The organism is Actinacidiphila epipremni (assembly GCF_012034175.1).
Lineage (GTDB): Bacteria > Actinomycetota > Actinomycetes > Streptomycetales > Streptomycetaceae > Actinacidiphila > Actinacidiphila epipremni.
Window position 1 is genome coordinate 427,686 of record NZ_JAATEJ010000001.1, and the last position, 15,965, is coordinate 443,650.

General features: G+C 72.9%; 15 protein-coding genes. 10 read left to right on the plus strand and 5 right to left on the minus strand.

The features are described from left to right. Positions 1-70: 70 nt before the first annotated feature. Complete coding sequence (locus tag HCN08_RS01695; RefSeq protein ID WP_322974170.1) at positions 71-1,372, minus strand: family 4 glycosyl hydrolase; 1,302 nt, start codon at positions 1,370-1,372, stop codon at positions 71-73. Between the two features lie 58 nt (positions 1,373-1,430). On the opposite strand from HCN08_RS01695, the gene HCN08_RS01700 reads away from it, so the two are divergent. The 5 genes from HCN08_RS01700 (at position 1,431) to HCN08_RS01720 (ending at position 6,104) form a co-directional block, all read left to right on the plus strand. Then, positions 1,431-2,552: a carbohydrate kinase family protein gene (locus HCN08_RS01700; protein ID WP_167980985.1), complete on the plus strand. Its 1,122-nt coding sequence runs from the start codon at positions 1,431-1,433 to the stop codon at positions 2,550-2,552. 116 nt (positions 2,553-2,668) lie between these two features. Beyond that, positions 2,669-3,748 (plus strand): PhoH family protein, encoded by a 1,080-nt coding sequence (locus HCN08_RS01705; protein ID WP_167980986.1) that lies wholly within the window; start codon positions 2,669-2,671, stop codon positions 3,746-3,748. 15 nt (positions 3,749-3,763) lie between these two features. Next, positions 3,764-4,258 (plus strand): rRNA maturation RNase YbeY, encoded by a 495-nt coding sequence (gene ybeY, locus HCN08_RS01710; RefSeq protein ID WP_167980987.1) that lies wholly within the window; start codon positions 3,764-3,766, stop codon positions 4,256-4,258. Positions 4,259-4,316: 58 nt separating this feature from the next. Continuing rightward, positions 4,317-5,630: a hemolysin family protein gene (locus tag HCN08_RS01715; protein WP_167980988.1), complete on the plus strand. Its 1,314-nt coding sequence runs from the start codon at positions 4,317-4,319 to the stop codon at positions 5,628-5,630. A 120-nt stretch (positions 5,631-5,750) separates the two neighbouring features. Then, positions 5,751-6,104, plus strand: a complete 354-nt coding sequence (locus tag HCN08_RS01720) for a YybH family protein (protein WP_167980989.1) — start codon at positions 5,751-5,753, stop codon at positions 6,102-6,104. Positions 6,105-6,122: 18 nt separating this feature from the next. On the opposite strand, the gene HCN08_RS01725 is transcribed toward HCN08_RS01720, so the two are convergent. Next, on the minus strand, positions 6,123-6,317 hold the full coding sequence (locus tag HCN08_RS01725; protein ID WP_167980990.1) for a hypothetical protein: 195 nt from the start codon (positions 6,315-6,317) through the stop codon (positions 6,123-6,125). A 131-nt stretch (positions 6,318-6,448) separates the two neighbouring features. Here HCN08_RS01725 and HCN08_RS01730 point away from each other — a divergent pair, with 131 nt between their 5' ends. After that, positions 6,449-6,814: a cytidine deaminase gene (locus HCN08_RS01730; protein WP_167980991.1), complete on the plus strand. Its 366-nt coding sequence runs from the start codon at positions 6,449-6,451 to the stop codon at positions 6,812-6,814. Between the two features lie 65 nt (positions 6,815-6,879). Here the strand turns inward: HCN08_RS01730 and HCN08_RS01735 are convergent, their stop codons facing one another. Together HCN08_RS01735 and HCN08_RS01740 are read right to left on the minus strand one after the other, a co-directional pair. Next, complete coding sequence (locus HCN08_RS01735; protein ID WP_167980992.1) at positions 6,880-7,218, minus strand: P-II family nitrogen regulator; 339 nt, start codon at positions 7,216-7,218, stop codon at positions 6,880-6,882. Further along, positions 7,215-8,546: an ammonium transporter gene (locus HCN08_RS01740; protein WP_322974171.1), complete on the minus strand. Its 1,332-nt coding sequence runs from the start codon at positions 8,544-8,546 to the stop codon at positions 7,215-7,217. Before HCN08_RS01740 ends, HCN08_RS01735 begins: the two co-directional genes overlap by 4 nt. A gap of 232 nt (positions 8,547-8,778) precedes the next feature. Between HCN08_RS01740 and era the strand changes: the two genes are divergently transcribed. Continuing rightward, on the plus strand, positions 8,779-9,720 hold the full coding sequence (era, locus tag HCN08_RS01745; protein WP_167980994.1) for a GTPase Era: 942 nt from the start codon (positions 8,779-8,781) through the stop codon (positions 9,718-9,720). A gap of 31 nt (positions 9,721-9,751) precedes the next feature. Here era and HCN08_RS01750 read toward each other — a convergent pair whose 3' ends face one another. After that, the gene (locus tag HCN08_RS01750) at positions 9,752-10,780 is read right to left on the minus strand and encodes an Lrp/AsnC family transcriptional regulator (protein WP_167980995.1); all 1,029 of its coding nucleotides are present in this window, start codon (positions 10,778-10,780) and stop codon (positions 9,752-9,754) included. A 185-nt stretch (positions 10,781-10,965) separates the two neighbouring features. Here HCN08_RS01750 and HCN08_RS01755 point away from each other — a divergent pair, with 185 nt between their 5' ends. The 3 genes from HCN08_RS01755 (at position 10,966) to HCN08_RS01765 (ending at position 15,956) form a co-directional block, all read left to right on the plus strand. After that, the gene (locus tag HCN08_RS01755) at positions 10,966-12,405 is read left to right on the plus strand and encodes an MFS transporter (protein WP_167980996.1); all 1,440 of its coding nucleotides are present in this window, start codon (positions 10,966-10,968) and stop codon (positions 12,403-12,405) included. Between the two features lie 255 nt (positions 12,406-12,660). Next, positions 12,661-13,482 carry a transglycosylase SLT domain-containing protein gene (locus HCN08_RS01760; protein ID WP_167980997.1) on the plus strand — a complete coding sequence of 274 codons (822 nt, stop codon included), beginning with the start codon at positions 12,661-12,663 and terminating at the stop codon, positions 13,480-13,482. 107 nt (positions 13,483-13,589) lie between these two features. Continuing rightward, positions 13,590-15,956, plus strand: a complete 2,367-nt coding sequence (locus tag HCN08_RS01765; protein WP_167980998.1) for an ATP-binding cassette domain-containing protein — start codon at positions 13,590-13,592, stop codon at positions 15,954-15,956. Positions 15,957-15,965: the final 9 nt, after the last annotated feature.

The following is a 15,965-nucleotide window of genomic DNA, read 5'->3' on the forward strand; positions in this document are numbered from 1 at the left end:
CCGTCACATCGCAGGTCATCCGCTGTTTCCGCGGTGTTTCCCCGGCCGTTGCGCGGGAGTCGGCGTCCCGTCAGGAAGACGCCGCGTCGAGGACACGGGCCGCCGCCGCGGGGGAGTCCACCAGCGGGTGCAGCGCCAGCGCCCGCAGCGCCGCCGTGCGCGAGCCCGTCGCCGCGGCCTCGATCGCCGCCCGCTCCACCGCCTTGACCGCCAGCATCAGCCCCGCCTGGTGCTCGTCCGGCGCCGCCACCGGCAGCGGCCGGGCCCCGAACGCGCCGACCTCGCACGGCACTTCGACGACCGCCCCGGCGTCCAGGAACGGCAGCGCGCCGCCCGAGGGCACGTTGAGGATCAGCGTCGTGCGCTCGTCGCGCGCGATCGCCCGCATCAGCGCGAGCGCGACCCGGTCGTAGCCGCCGCCGTCCAGGTCGTGCGGGTCGCGCCGCCAACCGCCGCTCGCCGCCCGGCTCTCGGCGCCGTACGTCTCCTCGCGCTCGCGCCGGGCCGTCAGCCACAGCTCGTACGCGCGGCCCGGCTCGCGGTCGGCCGCCGCGAAGAACGCGCCCTGCTGGCGGTCCAGGAACTCCCCGCGGGTCGCGTCCGCCGCCCGCACCGCCGCCAGCGTCTCGCGGCGGAAGTAGTAGTAGTGCAGGTATTCGTTGGGCAGCGACCCGAGCGCGGCCAGGAAGTCCGGGCCGAAGAGCCGGCCCTCCTCGAAGCCGCCGAGCGCCGCCGGGTCGGCCAGCAGGCCCGGCAGCAGGTCGCGGCCGGCCGCCGTCATCCGGCGCAGCCAGCCCAGGTGGTTCAGGCCCACGTAGTCGTAGCCGAAGTCCGGCGCGTCCGGGTCGGCGCCGGCCGCCCGCGCCGCCCGCCGCACCAGGCCCACCGGCGAGTCGCAGATGCCGATGACCCGCTCGCCCAGCACCCGGGACATCGCCTCGGTCACCATGCCCGCCGGGTTGGTGAAATTGATCACCCACGCGGCCGGCGCCAGCGCCCGTACCCGCTCGGCGATCCGCACCGCCACCGGCAGCGTCCGCAGCCCGTAGAGCACCCCGCCCGCGCCCACCGTCTCCTGCCCCAGCACGCCCTCGGCCAGCGGCAGCCGCTCGTCGCGCACCCGGCCGGCCGTCCCGCCGACCCGGATCGCGGAGAAGACGAAGTCCGCCCCGCCCACGGCCTCGTCGAGGCTCCCCGCGATCCGTACCGCCGGGCCGGCCGCGCCGGAGCCCGCCAGCACCGCCGCGACGACCCGCAGCCGCAGCGGGTCCTCGTCGTACAGCACGACCTCGTCGATGAGCCGGTCGCCGGCCAGCGCGCGGTGGACCAGCGGCACCCGGAAGCCGCCGCCGCCGAGAATCGTGAGCTTCACCCGTACTCCGTTCCGCGGATGCCCGCAGGTGTCAGTGCGGTCGTGCACAGTGTGTTCCATGGACGACCAGCCCGTTCTCGATCCGCTCGGCGCGGTGCGCGCCGCGGGGGACCCGGCGACCGATGTCTACCTCACCGGCACCGTCTTCCTCGACATCATCTTCACCGGCCTGGACAGCGCCCCCGTGCGCGGCACCGAGTCGTGGGCCCGCGGCATGGGCTCCAGCCCCGGCGGCGTCGCCAACATGGCGACCGCGCTGGCCCGGCTCGGCCTGCACACCACGCTCGCCGCCGCCTTCGGCGACGACATGTACGGCGACTACTGCTGGGAGTGCCTGTCGCAGGGCGAGGGCATCGATCTGGGCCCCTCCCGCCGCATCCCCGGCTGGCACTCCCCGGTCACGGTGTCGATGGCCTACGAGGGCGAGCGCACCATGGTCAGCCACGGCCACCGCGCCCCGCCGCCCGAGCAGGAGCCGGTGCCGGCCTGCCCGCCGCCGGCCAGGGCCGCCGTCGCCTCGCTCGGCCAGCGCGACCGGGCCTCGGACGAGGAGCCCGCGCCCGACCCGGACCGCGAGTGGGTCGCCCGGGCCGCCGCGCACGGCACGAAGGTCTTCGCGGACGTCGGCTGGGACGACACCGGCCGCTGGGACCCCGCCGACCTGGCGGAGCTGTGCCACTGCGCGGCCTTCCTGCCCAACGCCGAGGAGGCCATGCGCTACACCCGCACGACCTCGCCGCGCGCCGCCGCCCACGCGCTCGCCGAGTTGGTGCCGCTCGCGGTGGTGACGCTGGGCGCCGAGGGCGCGGTCGCGGTGGACGCCGGCAGCGGTGAGACGGCGGAGGTGCCCGCGCTGATCGTGGACGCACTCGATCCGACCGGCGCGGGGGACGTCTTCGTGGCCGGCTTCGTCACCGGCTCGCTGGCCGGCTGGCCGCTGCCGGACCGGCTGGCCTTCGGGTCGCTGTGCGCGGCCCTGTCGGTGCAGGAGTTCGGCGGCTCGCTGTCCGCGCCGGGCTGGCCCGAGGTCGCCGCGTGGTGGACCCGCGCCAAGGCCGACCCGGCGACGCCCGCCGAGGCGCTGCGCCGCTACGCCTTCCTCGACGCCCTCATCCCGCCCGCGCCCCGCCGCTGGCCGCTGCCCCGGGCGGTGCCCACGATCGGCTTCCGCCCGGCGTGAGACAACGGCAAATCCCCTCGGCGGCCGGCGGCCCACGTCGTACGCTTGGTATCCAAGGCCCCCAGCGGGTTCCCCGATCAGCAGAAAGCGGGATGAGCAGGCCCTAGCGCCGGCCCATGACTCAGACACCGACCAAGCAGCAGCCGCAGCCGCAGCCGGCGCGCGCCCACTTCGTCGTTCCGGCCAAGCACCCGATGGTGACCGTCCTGGGGTCCGGTGACGCTCTCCTGCGGGTGATCGAGAAGGCGTTCCCCGCCGTGGACATCCATGTGCGGGGCAACGAGATCAGCGCGGTCGGCGACCCCGCGGACGTCGCCCTCGTGCAGCGGCTCTTCGACGAGATGATGCTGGTGCTGCGCACCGGCCAGCCCATGACCGAGGACGCCGTCGAGCGCTCCATCGCCATGCTGCGGGCGGGCGGCGAGGCCGCCGGCGAGGACGCCGAGACCCCGGCCCAGGTGCTCACCCAGAACATCCTCTCCAGCCGCGGCCGGACGATCCGCCCCAAGACGCTCAACCAGAAGCGCTACGTGGACGCGATCGACAAGCACACCATCGTCTTCGGCATCGGCCCGGCCGGTACCGGCAAGACGTATCTGGCGATGGCCAAGGCGGTGCAGGCCCTGCAGTCCAAGCAGGTCACCCGCATCATCCTGACCCGCCCCGCGGTCGAGGCCGGCGAGCGGCTGGGCTTCCTGCCCGGCACCCTCTACGAGAAGATCGACCCCTACCTGCGCCCGCTCTACGACGCCCTGCACGACATGCTGGACCCGGACTCGATCCCCCGCCTGATGGCGGCCGGCACGATCGAGGTCGCCCCGCTGGCCTATATGCGCGGCCGTACGCTGAACGACGCCTTCATCATCCTGGACGAGGCGCAGAACACCAGCGCCGAGCAGATGAAGATGTTCCTGACCCGGCTCGGCTTCGACTCCAAGATCGTCATCACCGGTGACGTGACGCAGGTCGACCTGCCCGGCGGCACCAAGAGCGGCCTGCGCCAGGTGCAGGACATCCTCGCCGATGTCGACGACGTCCACTTCTCCCGGCTGACCAGCACCGACGTGGTGCGGCACAAGCTCGTCGGGCGGATCGTGGACGCCTACGAGCGGTACGACAACGCGATCGCCGAGGCGGAGAACGCCGGCGGTGCGAACGCCGGCGGCAACCGAGCCCCCCGGCCGAAGAGAAAGTAACCGAACACCACCATCATGGCGATCGACGTCAACAACGAGTCCGGCTGGGAATGCGACGAGCAGGCGGTTCTCGACGCCGCCCGGTACGCGCTCCAGCGGATGCGCATCCACCCGCTGTCGGAACTGTCCGTGATCCTCGTCGACGCCGACGCGATGGAGCAGCTGCACGTGCAGTGGATGGACCTGCCAGGCCCCACCGATGTCATGTCCTTCCCGATGGACGAGCTGCGGCCCGGCAAGGAGGACGAGGAGCCCGCGCAGGGGCTGCTCGGCGACATCGTGCTGTGCCCGGAGGTCGCCAGGAAGCAGGGCGAGGAGGCGCCGACCGGGCACAGCATGGACGAGGAACTCCAGCTGCTGACCGTGCACGGCGTCCTCCACCTGCTCGGCTACGACCACGAGGAGCCGGAGGACAAGGCCGAGATGTTCGGCCTGCAGAAGGCGATCCTGGACGGCTGGCGGGCCGAGCGCGGGGTGGCGGGCCCCTCGCCCGCGCCCACCACCCACTGACGGCGGCGCGCGCACCCCGACCCATGAACGCACTGACCATCGGCCCGGTGACCGACTCGTGATCGTCTTCGCCGTCCTGCTCGTCCTGGTCGCCTGGCTCGCCGCGTGCGCCGAGACCGCGCTCGCCAGGATCTCCCGCTTCCGCGCCGAGGACGCCGTACGCCAGGGCCGCCGCGGCGCGGCGAACCTGCTCGCGGTGGCCTCCGACCCGACCCGCTACCTCAATGTCGCCCTGCTGGTGCGGGTCGGCTGCGAGACCGCCGCGGCCGTGCTCATCACGGTGGTGTGCGACCGCACCTTCGCCAGTACGTGGCAGGTGCTGGCCGTCGCCATCGGCGTGATGGTGCTGGTGTCGTACGTGGCCGTCGGCGTCTCGCCGCGCACCATCGGCCGCCAGCACCCGCTCACCACCGCGACGGCCGCCTCGTACGTGCTGCTGCCGCTGGCCAGGGTCATGGGCCCGGTGCCGGGGCTGCTGATCCTGCTCGGCAACGCGCTGACGCCCGGCAAGGGCTTCCGCCGCGGCCCGTTCGCGAGCGAGGCGGAGCTGCGGGCGATGGTGGACCTGGCCGAGTCGCAGTCGCTCATCGAGGACGACGAGCGGCGCATGGTGCACTCGGTCTTCGAGCTGGGCGACACCATCGTGCGCGAGGTGATGGTGCCGCGCCCGGAGCTGGTGATGATCGAGCGCTTCAAGACCATCCGGCAGGCCACCACGCTGGCGCTGCGCAGCGGCTTCTCGCGCATCCCGGTGACCGGCGAGAGCGAGGACGACGTCGTCGGCTTCGTCTACCTCAAGGACCTGGCCCGGCGCACCCACATCAACCGCGACGCCGAGAGCGAGCCGGTCACCAGCGTGCTGCGGCCGGCGGCCTTCGTGCCGGACACCAAGAACGCCGGCGATCTGCTGCGCGAGATGCAGCGCGACCGCAACCACGTCGCGGTGGTCGTCGACGAGTACGGCGGCACGGCCGGCATCGTCACGATCGAGGACATCCTGGAGGAGATCGTCGGCGAGATCACCGACGAGTACGACCAGGAGACCCCGCCGGTGGAGGAGCTGGGCGGGGGCCGCCACCGGGTCACCTCGCGGCTGGACATCGGCGACCTCGGGGAGCTCTACGGGGTGCTGCTGGACGACGACGACGTCGAGACGGTCGGCGGGCTGCTGGCCAAGTCGCTCGGCCGGGTGCCGATCCCGGGCGCGACGGCGGTGGTGCCGCTGCCGGAGGACGGCTCGGGGGAGCGGCACACGGTCGCGCTGCGGCTGACCGCGGAGACGCAGGCCGGGCGGCGCAACCGGATCGGGACGGTGCTGGTGGAGCCGCTGGGCCCGGCGGACGTGGCACCGGAGGAGCTGCCTGAGGTATGAGCGGTGCTTCTGGTCGGCAGCAGAAGCATTCCTTGGACTTCTCATGGTGTCGCGGGCCAGGCTGGAAGGGAGAAGCCGGTACGACCCCGGACCCCACCCGAAAGCCGAGGGAGCCCGACCATGCCTGAGACCCGTGCCCGCGCCCACCACCCGGAGGACCTGGCCCGCCTGCTGGTGGCCCGGGTCAACGCCCGCGATCTGGACGGCATCCTGGAGCTCTTCGAGCCGGACGCCGTCGTCGCCTACCCCGTCGACCGCCCCTCGCAGGGCACGGCCGCGCTGCGCGAGCTGTACGCGAAGCTGCTGGCCGCAGAGCCGGTCTTCGAGGTCGAGGACCCGCTGCCCACGCTGATCAGCGGCGACCTGGCGCTCACCTCGACCGCCCCGAAGGACGGCACCGGGGGCAGGGTCCAGGTGGCCCGCCGGCAGCCGGACGGCACCTGGCTGCGGGTCATCGACCGCCCGGAGTCGTAGCCGGCGGAGCGCGTGCCGTCAGGGCCCGACGGCGCCCAGCATGCCCAGCAGGTTGGCGCTGGCCTCGTGGATGGAGCCGGCGAGACCGGTGTCGGCCAGATAGAAGCCCAGGGCGCCGCACGCGAGGGCGTGGCTCGCCTTGAACGCGGCCTTGCGGGTGAGGAAGACCGTGGCGGCGGCGAGCGCGAGGACCAGGGGCATGTGCAGAAGCATGCGGATCACCTCACAACGAGCGCTTGCCCTGCCAGGCTAGAGGGCGGTCGCGCCCCGCGCATGTGCGGTCACGCAGCGCAATCCACAGGGGAAAGGCCGGGGGGTCGGCGCGAAGCCCTAAGATCGCGCGTATGACCGATCAGCAGCCGGCCGCCGACCTGCCGGACCCCGAGGACCGCAAGCTCGTCACCCTCGCCCGTTCCGCCCGGGCGCGCAACGGCGTGCCGGAAGGCGCCGCGGTGCGCGACGAGACGGGCAGGACGTATGTCGCCGGCACCGTCGCGCTGGAGTCGCTGCGGCTGAGCGCGCTGCAGACCGCCGTCGCGATGGCCGTGGCCAGCGGCGCGAAGTCGCTGGAGGCCGCCGTGGTGGTCGCCGACACCGAGGCCGCCGCGGCGGCCGACCGCGCCGCGGTGCGCGATCTCGGCGGCCCCGCGGTCCCGGTCATACTCGCCGGCCCCGACGGCACGGTCCGCGCCACCGTCACCGCGGGCTGACACCGCGGGGACCCTCCGCAGCCCGCGGGGTCACAGCGCGTCGCGGGCCTGCCCGGTCCGCGGGGTCACAGCGCGTCGGGGCCGTACTCGCCGGTCCTGACGCGTACGGCGGTCTCGACCGGCACGGCCCACACCTTGCCGTCGCCGATCTTGCCGGTGCGCGCCGCCGCGACGACCGCGGCGATCACCGCGTCGGTGTCCGCGTCCTCCACCAGCACCTCGATCCGCGCCTTCGGGACGAGGTCGACACGGTATTCGGCGCCGCGGTAGACCTCGGTGTGGCCGCGCTGCCTGCCGTAGCCGCTGGCCTCGGTGACGGTCATGCCCTGCACCCCCATCTCCTGCAGGGCCGTCTTCACGTCGTCCAGCTTGTACGGCTTGATCACGGCGGTGACCAGCTTCATCCCAGGGGGCTCCTGTCGTGGAGGCCATGTGCGGCGGCGTGCACGGACGCGCCATGCGACATGCCGTGCGTGAGTACGCCGTGATCGTAGGCCGTCTCGGCGTGCACGGTGAGGTCCAGGCCGGTCCTTTCGTGCTCCTCGCTCGCCCGGAAGCCCATGAGCGTGTCGATCACCTTGCCGAGCGCGTACGTCACCGCGAAGGCGTACGCCCCGACCGCCGCGATCGCCACCAGCTGCCGGCCCAGCTGGGTGAGGCCGCCGCCGTAGAACAGGCCCTCGGGGCCGCCGGTCATCGACTCGGTGGCCAGCAGGCCGATGAGCGCGGTGCCGACGATGCCGCCGACGAGGTGGACGCCGACCACGTCGAGGGAGTCGTCCACGCCCCAGCGGAATTTCCAGCTCACCGCGTACGAGCACAGCACGCCCGCCGCGAGGCCCACGACGGCCGCGCCGGGCACGTCCACGCTGCCGCAGGAAGGGGTGATCGCCACCAGGCCGGCGACCGAGCCGGACGCGGCGCCCAGCGTCGTGGCGTGCCCGTCCCGGCGCTTCTCGACCACCAGCCAGCCCAGCAGGCCCGCGCAGCCCGCGGTCTGCGTGTTGAGGAAGGCCGCGCCCGCCATGCCGTTCGCGCCCAGCGCCGAGCCGGCGTTGAAGCCGAACCAGCCGAACCACAGCAGCCCCGCGCCCAGCAGCACCAGCGGCAGGTTGTGCGGTCGCATCGAGTCCTTGCGGAAGCCCAGCCGCGGCCCCAGCACCATCGCCATCGCCAGCCCCGAGGCGCCCGAGCACACCTCGACGACGGTGCCGCCCGCGTAGTCCAGCGCGTGCAGCTTCGCGACGATCCAACCGCCGTCGGCGAAGACCCAGTGCGCTACGGGCACGTATACGGCCAGTGTCCACACGGGGACGAAGACCACCCACGCGCCGAAGCGCGCCCGGTCGGCGACCGCGCCGCTGATGAGGGCGGCGGTGATCACCGCGAAGGTCATCTGGAAGGTCGCGAAGAGCAGCGTCGGCACATGGCCGTGCATCGCGGTCGGGCCGATGCCGTGCATCCCGGCGTTCTCCAGGCCGCCGATCAGCCCGAGCCCGCCGGCGTCGGAGCCGAAGGCGAGGCTGTAGCCGGCCAGCAGCCACACCATCGTGACCAGCGCGATCGACACGAAGCTCATCATGAGCATGTTGAGCACGCTCTTGCTGCGGACCATCCCGCCGTAGAAGAGCGCCAGGCCCGGCGTCATCAGCAGCACCATCGCCGTCGCGGCCAGCAGCCACGCGGTGTCGGCGGCGTTCACGGCGCTCTGGCCGGCGGACAGCAGCAGCACGAGGGGTCCCCTTCCACGGGCGGTATACGGAAGCGTCATGGCACAGCGTTTCCGGACGTGGGCAGCGGTGTTTCCGCCGTGTTTCGTGTTGCGTGGGCATTACGCCATCCTCACGACGCCAACCTCACGACGCCCCGCCGCGCGCCTCCGGGCCTTCCGCCGTGCGGCTCCGCGCTGCCGGGCCCGCCCGGCGGCGTCCGCGGCCACCCCGGCCATCGGGGAGAATGAAGCCATGAGCGCTCGCAACCCCGCCGCAGGCCCCGCCCACAGGTCCGGCTTCGCCTGCTTCGTGGGCCGCCCCAACGCCGGCAAGTCCACCCTCACGAACGCTCTGGTCGGCCAGAAGGTGGCGATCACCTCCAACCGCCCGCAGACCACCCGGCACACCGTGCGCGGCATCGTCCACCGCCCCGACGCCCAGCTCGTCCTGGTCGACACCCCCGGCCTGCACAAGCCCCGCACCCTGCTCGGCGAGCGGCTCAACGACGTCGTGCGCACCACCTGGGCCGAGGTCGACGTCATCGGCTTCTGCCTGCCCGCCGACCAGAAGCTCGGCCCCGGCGACACCTTCATCGCCCGCGAGCTCGCCGGGATCCGCAAGACCCCCAAGGTCGCGGTGGTCACCAAGACCGACCTGGTCGACCCCAAGGCGCTCGCCGCCCAGCTGATGGCCGTCGACCGGCTCGGCCGCGAGCTGGGCCTGGAGTGGGCCGAGATCGTGCCGGTCTCCGCGGTCTCCGGCGACCAGGTGGGCCTGCTCGCCGACCTGCTGATCCCGCTGCTGCCCGAGGGCCCGGCCCTCTACCCGGAGGGCGACCTCACCGACGAGCCCGAGCAGATCATGGTCGCCGAGCTGATCCGGGAGGCCGCGCTGGAGGGCGTGCGCGACGAGCTGCCGCACTCCATCGCCGTCGTCGTGGAGGAGATGCTGCCGCGCGCCGACCGGCCCGCCGACAAGCCGCTGCTCGACATCCACGCCAACCTCTACATCGAGCGCCCCTCCCAGAAGGGCATCGTCATCGGCCCCAAGGGCGCCCGGCTCCGGGACGTCGGCACGAAGTCCCGGCAGCAGATCGAGGCGCTGCTGGGCACACCGGTCTTCCTCGACCTGCACGTCAAGGTCGCCAAGGACTGGCAGCGCGACCCCAAGCAGCTCAGGAAGCTCGGCTTCTGAGCGGCTTGCCCGCTCACCCCGCTTACCCCGCTCACCCCGCCCGGTGCCGGTCGCGGCGCGCGGGCGGCGGGGGATAGGGGCTCGCGCCCTTGAGCGTGCGGTGGATCGGCGCGGTCTCGGTCCCGCGCACCCCGGGCAGCGCCGCGACCGGCCCGGTCAGGTAGCGGTAGAGCGCCGGGGCGTCCCGGCACAGCAGCGAGGCGTAGAGGTTCGCCGTCCCCGTCGTGGCCGCGGCGAACGCCACCTCGGCGTGCCCGGCCAGCGCGCTGCCCGCCTCCGCCAGCCGGGCCGGCTCCACCTCCAGCCACAGCGCCGCCCGCAGGTCCCGGGCGAGCGCGCCGGCACCGAAGTCGAGGTCGTAGTAGAGGGCGCCGGCCGCCCGCAGCTCGGCCATCCGGCGCCGCACGGTCGAGGCCGACCAGCCGGTGGCGGCGGCCAGCTCCGCTGCGGGGGTGCGGCCGTCCCGCGCGAGGGCGTCCAGCAGCCGCCGGTCCCCGGCGTCCAGCGGCACCGGCTCGCCCCCGGTGGGCACCACGGCCGGGCGCAGCGCCGCGGCCTGCCCGGCGTCCAGCGGGCCGCCCCGGGTGTAGGGGCTCAGGTCCTGCCCGAAGAAGACGTGCAGCAGCGTGTGCGCGGTGACCTGCACCACCCGCGGGGTGTGCGGCAGCTTCTGCAGCAGCAGCGCGTCGGAGTCCGCCGCCGGGTCGGAGGCGTGCGACAGGCAGAAGATCTCGGTGCCGCCCGACAGCAGGCTCACCCACCGGGTGTCGGTGCGCCGGGCCAGCGCCTCGCCGATCTGCGGCGCCGCGTCCGGCGTGCACCGCACCCGTACGAACCACGGCGTCAGCCCGGTGCGCAAGGGGTCGGTCAGGCCCAGCACGCGCAGGCCCGCGGTCTCCCGCAGCCGGGCGTAGCGGCGGGCGACGGTCTGGTCCGAGACGCCCAGCACCTCGCCGATCCGCCGGAAGGACGCCCGGCCGTCGATCTGCAGCGCCTGCACGACCAGCTGGTCCAGCGGGTCGAGAACGTGCAGGGGATCCCAGGTCGCGTCGGATTCCATCCCGGCAGCGTAGTCCGTGTCGGATTCCGCCGTCGGGCCGTCTGCGGCTGAGGATTCCGTGCGCGGCACCGCACGCTGGGACGGTCAACGAAAGGCACGACGCCCGCCAGGACCGCCCGCTGGGCCCGCCCGGCGGTGTCTGCACCGGTCCCACGCACGTCACACGGAGTACGGAGCCCCGTCCCATGCGCAAATGGCTGCCCCTCGTCGCGATATGCCTGGGCGCCTTCATCCTGCTGGTCGACGTCACGATCGTGAACGTCGCCCTGCCCAGGATGGCGTCCGACCTCGACGCCCCCTTCTCCTCCCTGCAATGGGTGGTGGACATCTACGCCCTCGCGCTCGCCGCGCTGCTGATGGTGGCCGGCTCGCTGGGGGACCTGTTCGGCCACCGCCGGCTGTACGCGGCCGGCCTCGTCCTGTTCGCCGCGGCCTCGCTCGGCGCGGCCCTGTCACCGAACGCCGCCGCCTTGATCACCGCCCGCGGTGTGCAGGGCTTCGGCGGCGCCGCGATGTTCGCGACGTCCGCCGCGCTGGTCGCCATGACCTACCAGGGCCGCGACCGCGGCATCGCCTTCGGCGTGTGGGGCGCGGTCAACGGCGCCGCCGCCGCGGCCGGGCCGATCCTGGGCGGGCTGCTCACGCAGGGCTTCGGCTGGCAGGCGATCTTCCTGGTCAACCTGCCGATCGCCGCCGTCGCCGTGGTGATCGCCCTGCGGTCGCTGCCCGTCCAGCAGCGGCGCGGCGCCGCCCGGCTCGACCTGCCGGGCGCCGCGGCCTTCACGCTGGCCACCGCCGCCGTCACGTACGCCCTGATCCGCGGCGGTGACAACGGGTGGACGGACGGGCTGACGCTGGCCGCCTTCGTGGTCAGCGCGCTCGCCGTGGCCGGCTTCGTGCTGGTCGAGGCCCGGTCGGCCCATCCGATGATCGAGCTGGGCCTGCTGCGCCGCCCGAGCTTCAGCGGGCTGCTCGTCGGGGCCCTGCTCTACCAGGCCGCCGCCTTCAGCGGGCTCGTCTACTTCTCCCTGTGGCTGCAGAACGTGCTGGGGCTCAGCCCCATCCGCGGCGGCCTGGCGCTGATGCCGATGGCCGGCACCGCCTTCGTGGTGGCTGCGGTCGCCGGGCGGATGATGCACCGCTACCCGGCGCGGGTGCCGATCGGCGTCGGGCTGTTCGTCATCGGCCTCGGCTGCGCCCTGCTCGCGCTGACCGTGCACGCCTCCTCCGGCCAGTCCTCGGTCTACGCCGGGATGACGGTGATCGGCGCGGGCGTCGGCCTGGTCACCCCGGTGCTGGCCGCGGCGGCGGTGGACGCGGTGCCGCCGCAGAAGGCCGGCATGGCGGGCGGCGCGATGAACACCGCGCGCCAACTGGGCATGACGCTGGGTGTCGCCCTCTTCGGCGCGGTCTTCACCGCCCGGCTGCGGCACGTCACCGGCCACGGCGGCAGCCCGCACGCCGGGTACGCCTCGGGCCTGGACCGGATCTCCGTGTACGCGGCGGTGGCCGGTGTCGTGGGCGCCCTGCTGGTGTGGGCACTGGTCCGGCCCTCCCGGGAGGCCGCCCCGGAACCCGCCGACGCTTCAGGCGCTTTTTCCGCCTCTGTCCCCATTTCCGAGTGACCGGCGTCACATAAAACCCTCACATTCAGCGCCCCCGCTTTCACTCCCGGTGAATGCGGGGGCGCCCCTTTGTGAGGTCATCGATAGGGCGTGGGTCACATACTAAGCAGCTTAGTGAATTCGCCCGCCGTATTGCACGGGCCACCGGAAGCGCTATTCGGAGCTACGAAAAAGGGCCGTAGTGGGGGTCATTGACCCGGGGTTCCGCCGCCTCTAACAATTCAGGGGTCCCGCTACGGAAGAGGTAATTTCCCCATGCAGCTCCCCACGATCCCGAAGAAGCTCCCGACGTTCGCGAAGTTCAACCAGATGTCGAAGAAGCACAAGATCTCCGCGGCCGGCGCGCTTGCCGCAGCAGCGGTCGTGCTGACCGTCACCGGGCTGGAAGCGACCGCCGGAGCCGGTTCGGCGACCGCGGCGGGCGACCCGACCGGGTTCTCCGTCTCCACCGGTACGCACGCCAAGGAACTGGGCGCGCAGACCGGTATGGCGTCGCAGAAGGCGATTCACCAGGCCGCGCAGCCGAAGACCGAGCTGGCCCCCCAGCACGCGTCCGGCGCGAAGACCGACCTGGCCGCGCAGGCGAAGAAGGCCGCGGACGCCGCGGCCAAGAAGAAGGCCGCCACCGAGGCTGCCGACCACGCGAAGGCCGCTGCCGCCGCGAACCGCTCGACCCACCGCGCTCCGGTGGCCAAGAAGGCCGCTCCGGCGCCGAAGACGGCGCACACCGCGCCCAAGGCCGCCGTGAAGCACTACTCGAACAACCTGGACGGCTGGATCCGCCAGTCGCTCGACATCATGCACAAGAAGGGGATCCCCGGCACGTACGAGGGAATCCACCGCAACATCATCCGCGAGTCCAGCGGTAACCCGAAGGCGATCAACCTGTGGGACATCAACGCCCGCAACGGCATTCCCTCCAAGGGTCTGCTCCAGGTGATCGACCCGACGTTCAACCGCTTCCACGTGGCCGGCACGTCGCACAACATCTACGACCCGGTCGCGAACATCACCGCCGCGTGCAACTACGCGGCCGACCGGTACGGCTCGATGGACAACGTGAACTCCGCGTACTGATCCGTCACCGCATCGAAGGGCGGCGGGGCCATCTCGGCCCCGCCGCCCTTCGGCGTACCGTGAACCCTCCCGCCCGGCAGGCGGGCGGACGAGCGCGGGGAGAGACGATGAGCAGGGCCGACAGCCATGACGTGATCCGGGTGCACGGGGCGCGCGTGCACAACCTCAAGGACGTGGACGTCGAGATCCCCAAGCGGCGGCTGACCGTCTTCACCGGGGTGTCCGGCTCCGGCAAGAGCTCGCTGGTCTTCGACACCGTCGCCGCCGAGTCGCAGCGGCTGATCAACGAGACGTACAGCGCCTTCGTCCAGGGCTTCATGCCGGCCCTGTCCCGCCCCGACGTGGACGTGCTCGACGGCCTCACCACCGTCATCACCGTCGACCAGCGGCGCATGGGCGCCGACCCGCGCTCCACCGTCGGCACCGCCACCGACGCCAGCGCCATACTGCGCATCCTCTTCAGCCGGCTCGGCACCCCGCACATCGGCCCGCCCGGCGCGTACGCCTTCAACGTCCCCTCCGTCCGCGCGGCCGGCGCGATCACCGTCGACCGCGGCACCCGCAAGGCCGTCAAGGCCACCTTCGAGCGCACCGGCGGCATGTGCCCGCGCTGCGAGGGCCGCGGCACCGTCTCCGACATCGACCTCACGCAGCTCTACGACGACAGCAAGTCGCTCGCCGAGGGCGCCTTCACCATCCCCGGCTGGAAGTCGGACAGCTTCTGGACCGTCCGGGTCTACGCCGAGTCCGGCCTGCTGGACCCGCACAAGCCGATCCGCGACTTCAGCGAGCAGGAGATGCGGGACTTCCTCCACCGGGAGCCCACGAAGGTCAAGGTCGAGGGCGTGAACCTCACCTACGAGGGCCTGATCCCCAAGATCCAGAAGTCCATGCTCTCCAAGGACAAGGAGTCGCTCCAGCCGCACATCCGGGCCTTCGTCGAGCGCGCGGTGACCTTCACCACCTGCCCCGCATGCGACGGCACCCGGCTCACCGAGGGCGCGCGGTCGTCGAAGATCGCCGGGATCAGCATCGCCGACGCGTGCGCCATGCAGATCAGCGACCTGGCCGCATGGGTACGCGGCCTCGACGAGCCCTCCGTCGCCCCGCTGCTGGCCGCGCTGTCGGTCACGCTGGACTCCTTCACCGAGATCGGCCTCGGCTACCTCGCCCTGGACCGCCCGACCGGCACGCTGTCCGGCGGCGAGTCGCAGCGGGTGAAGATGGTCCGCCAGCTCGGCTCGGCCCTCACCGACGTCACCTACGTCTTCGACGAGCCCACGGTCGGGCTGCACCCGCACGACATCCGGCGGATGAACGACCTGCTGCTGCGGCTGCGCGACAAGGGCAACACGGTGCTGGTCGTCGAGCACAAGCCGGAGACCATCGCGATCGCCGACCACGTCGTGGACCTCGGCCCCGGCGCGGGCTCCGCGGGCGGCACGGTGTGCTTCGAGGGCACGGTCGAAGGCCTGCGCGCGAGCGGTACGACCACGGGCCGGCACCTCGACGACCGGGCGGCACTGAAGCCGGACGTCCGCAAGCCGACCGGCTTCCTCCCGGTGCGCGGGGCCGATGCCAACAACCTCAAGAACCTGGACGTCGACATCCCGCTCGGCGTGCTGTGCGTGGTGACCGGCGTCGCGGGCTCCGGCAAGAGCTCACTCGTGCACGGCTCGCTGCTGAAGAGCCCGGTCGCGGCGGAGGCCGGCGTCGTGGTGGTCGACCAGAGCCCCATCCGCGGCTCGCGCCGCAGCAACCCGGCGACGTACACCGGCCTGCTCGACCCGATCCGCAAGGCGTTCGCCAAGGCCAACGGCGTCAAGCCGGCCCTCTTCTCCGCGAACTCCGAGGGCGCCTGCCCGGGCTGCAACGGCGCCGGCGTCGTCTACACCGACCTGGCGATGATGGCCGGCGTGGCCAGTACGTGCGAGGAGTGCGACGGCAGGCGCTTCTCCGCGGACGTGCTCGGCTACACCCTCGGCGGCCGGGACATCAGCGAGGTGCTGGCGATGTCCGTCACGCAGGCGGCGTCCTTCTTCGCCGAGGGTGACGCCCGCACGCCCGCCGCCCACACCGTCCTGACCCGGCTGCTCGACGTCGGCCTCGGCTACCTCACCATCGGCCAGCCCCTCACGACGCTGTCCGGCGGCGAGCGCCAGCGCCTGAAGCTCGCGACGCACATGGGCGACAAGGGCGGCGTCTACGTCCTGGACGAGCCCACGACCGGCCTCCACCTCGCCGACGTCGCCCACCTGCTCACCCTCCTCGACCGTCTGGTCGACGCGGGCAAGTCCGTCATCGTCGTCGAGCACCACCAGGCGGTGATGGCCCACGCCGACTGGATCCTCGACCTCGGCCCCGGCGCCGGCCACGCCGGCGGCACCCTGATCTTCGAGGGCACCCCTGCGGACCTCGCCACCACCCGCGCCACCCTGACCGGCGAGCACCTGGCGGAATACGTGGGGGCGTGACGGGGCCCG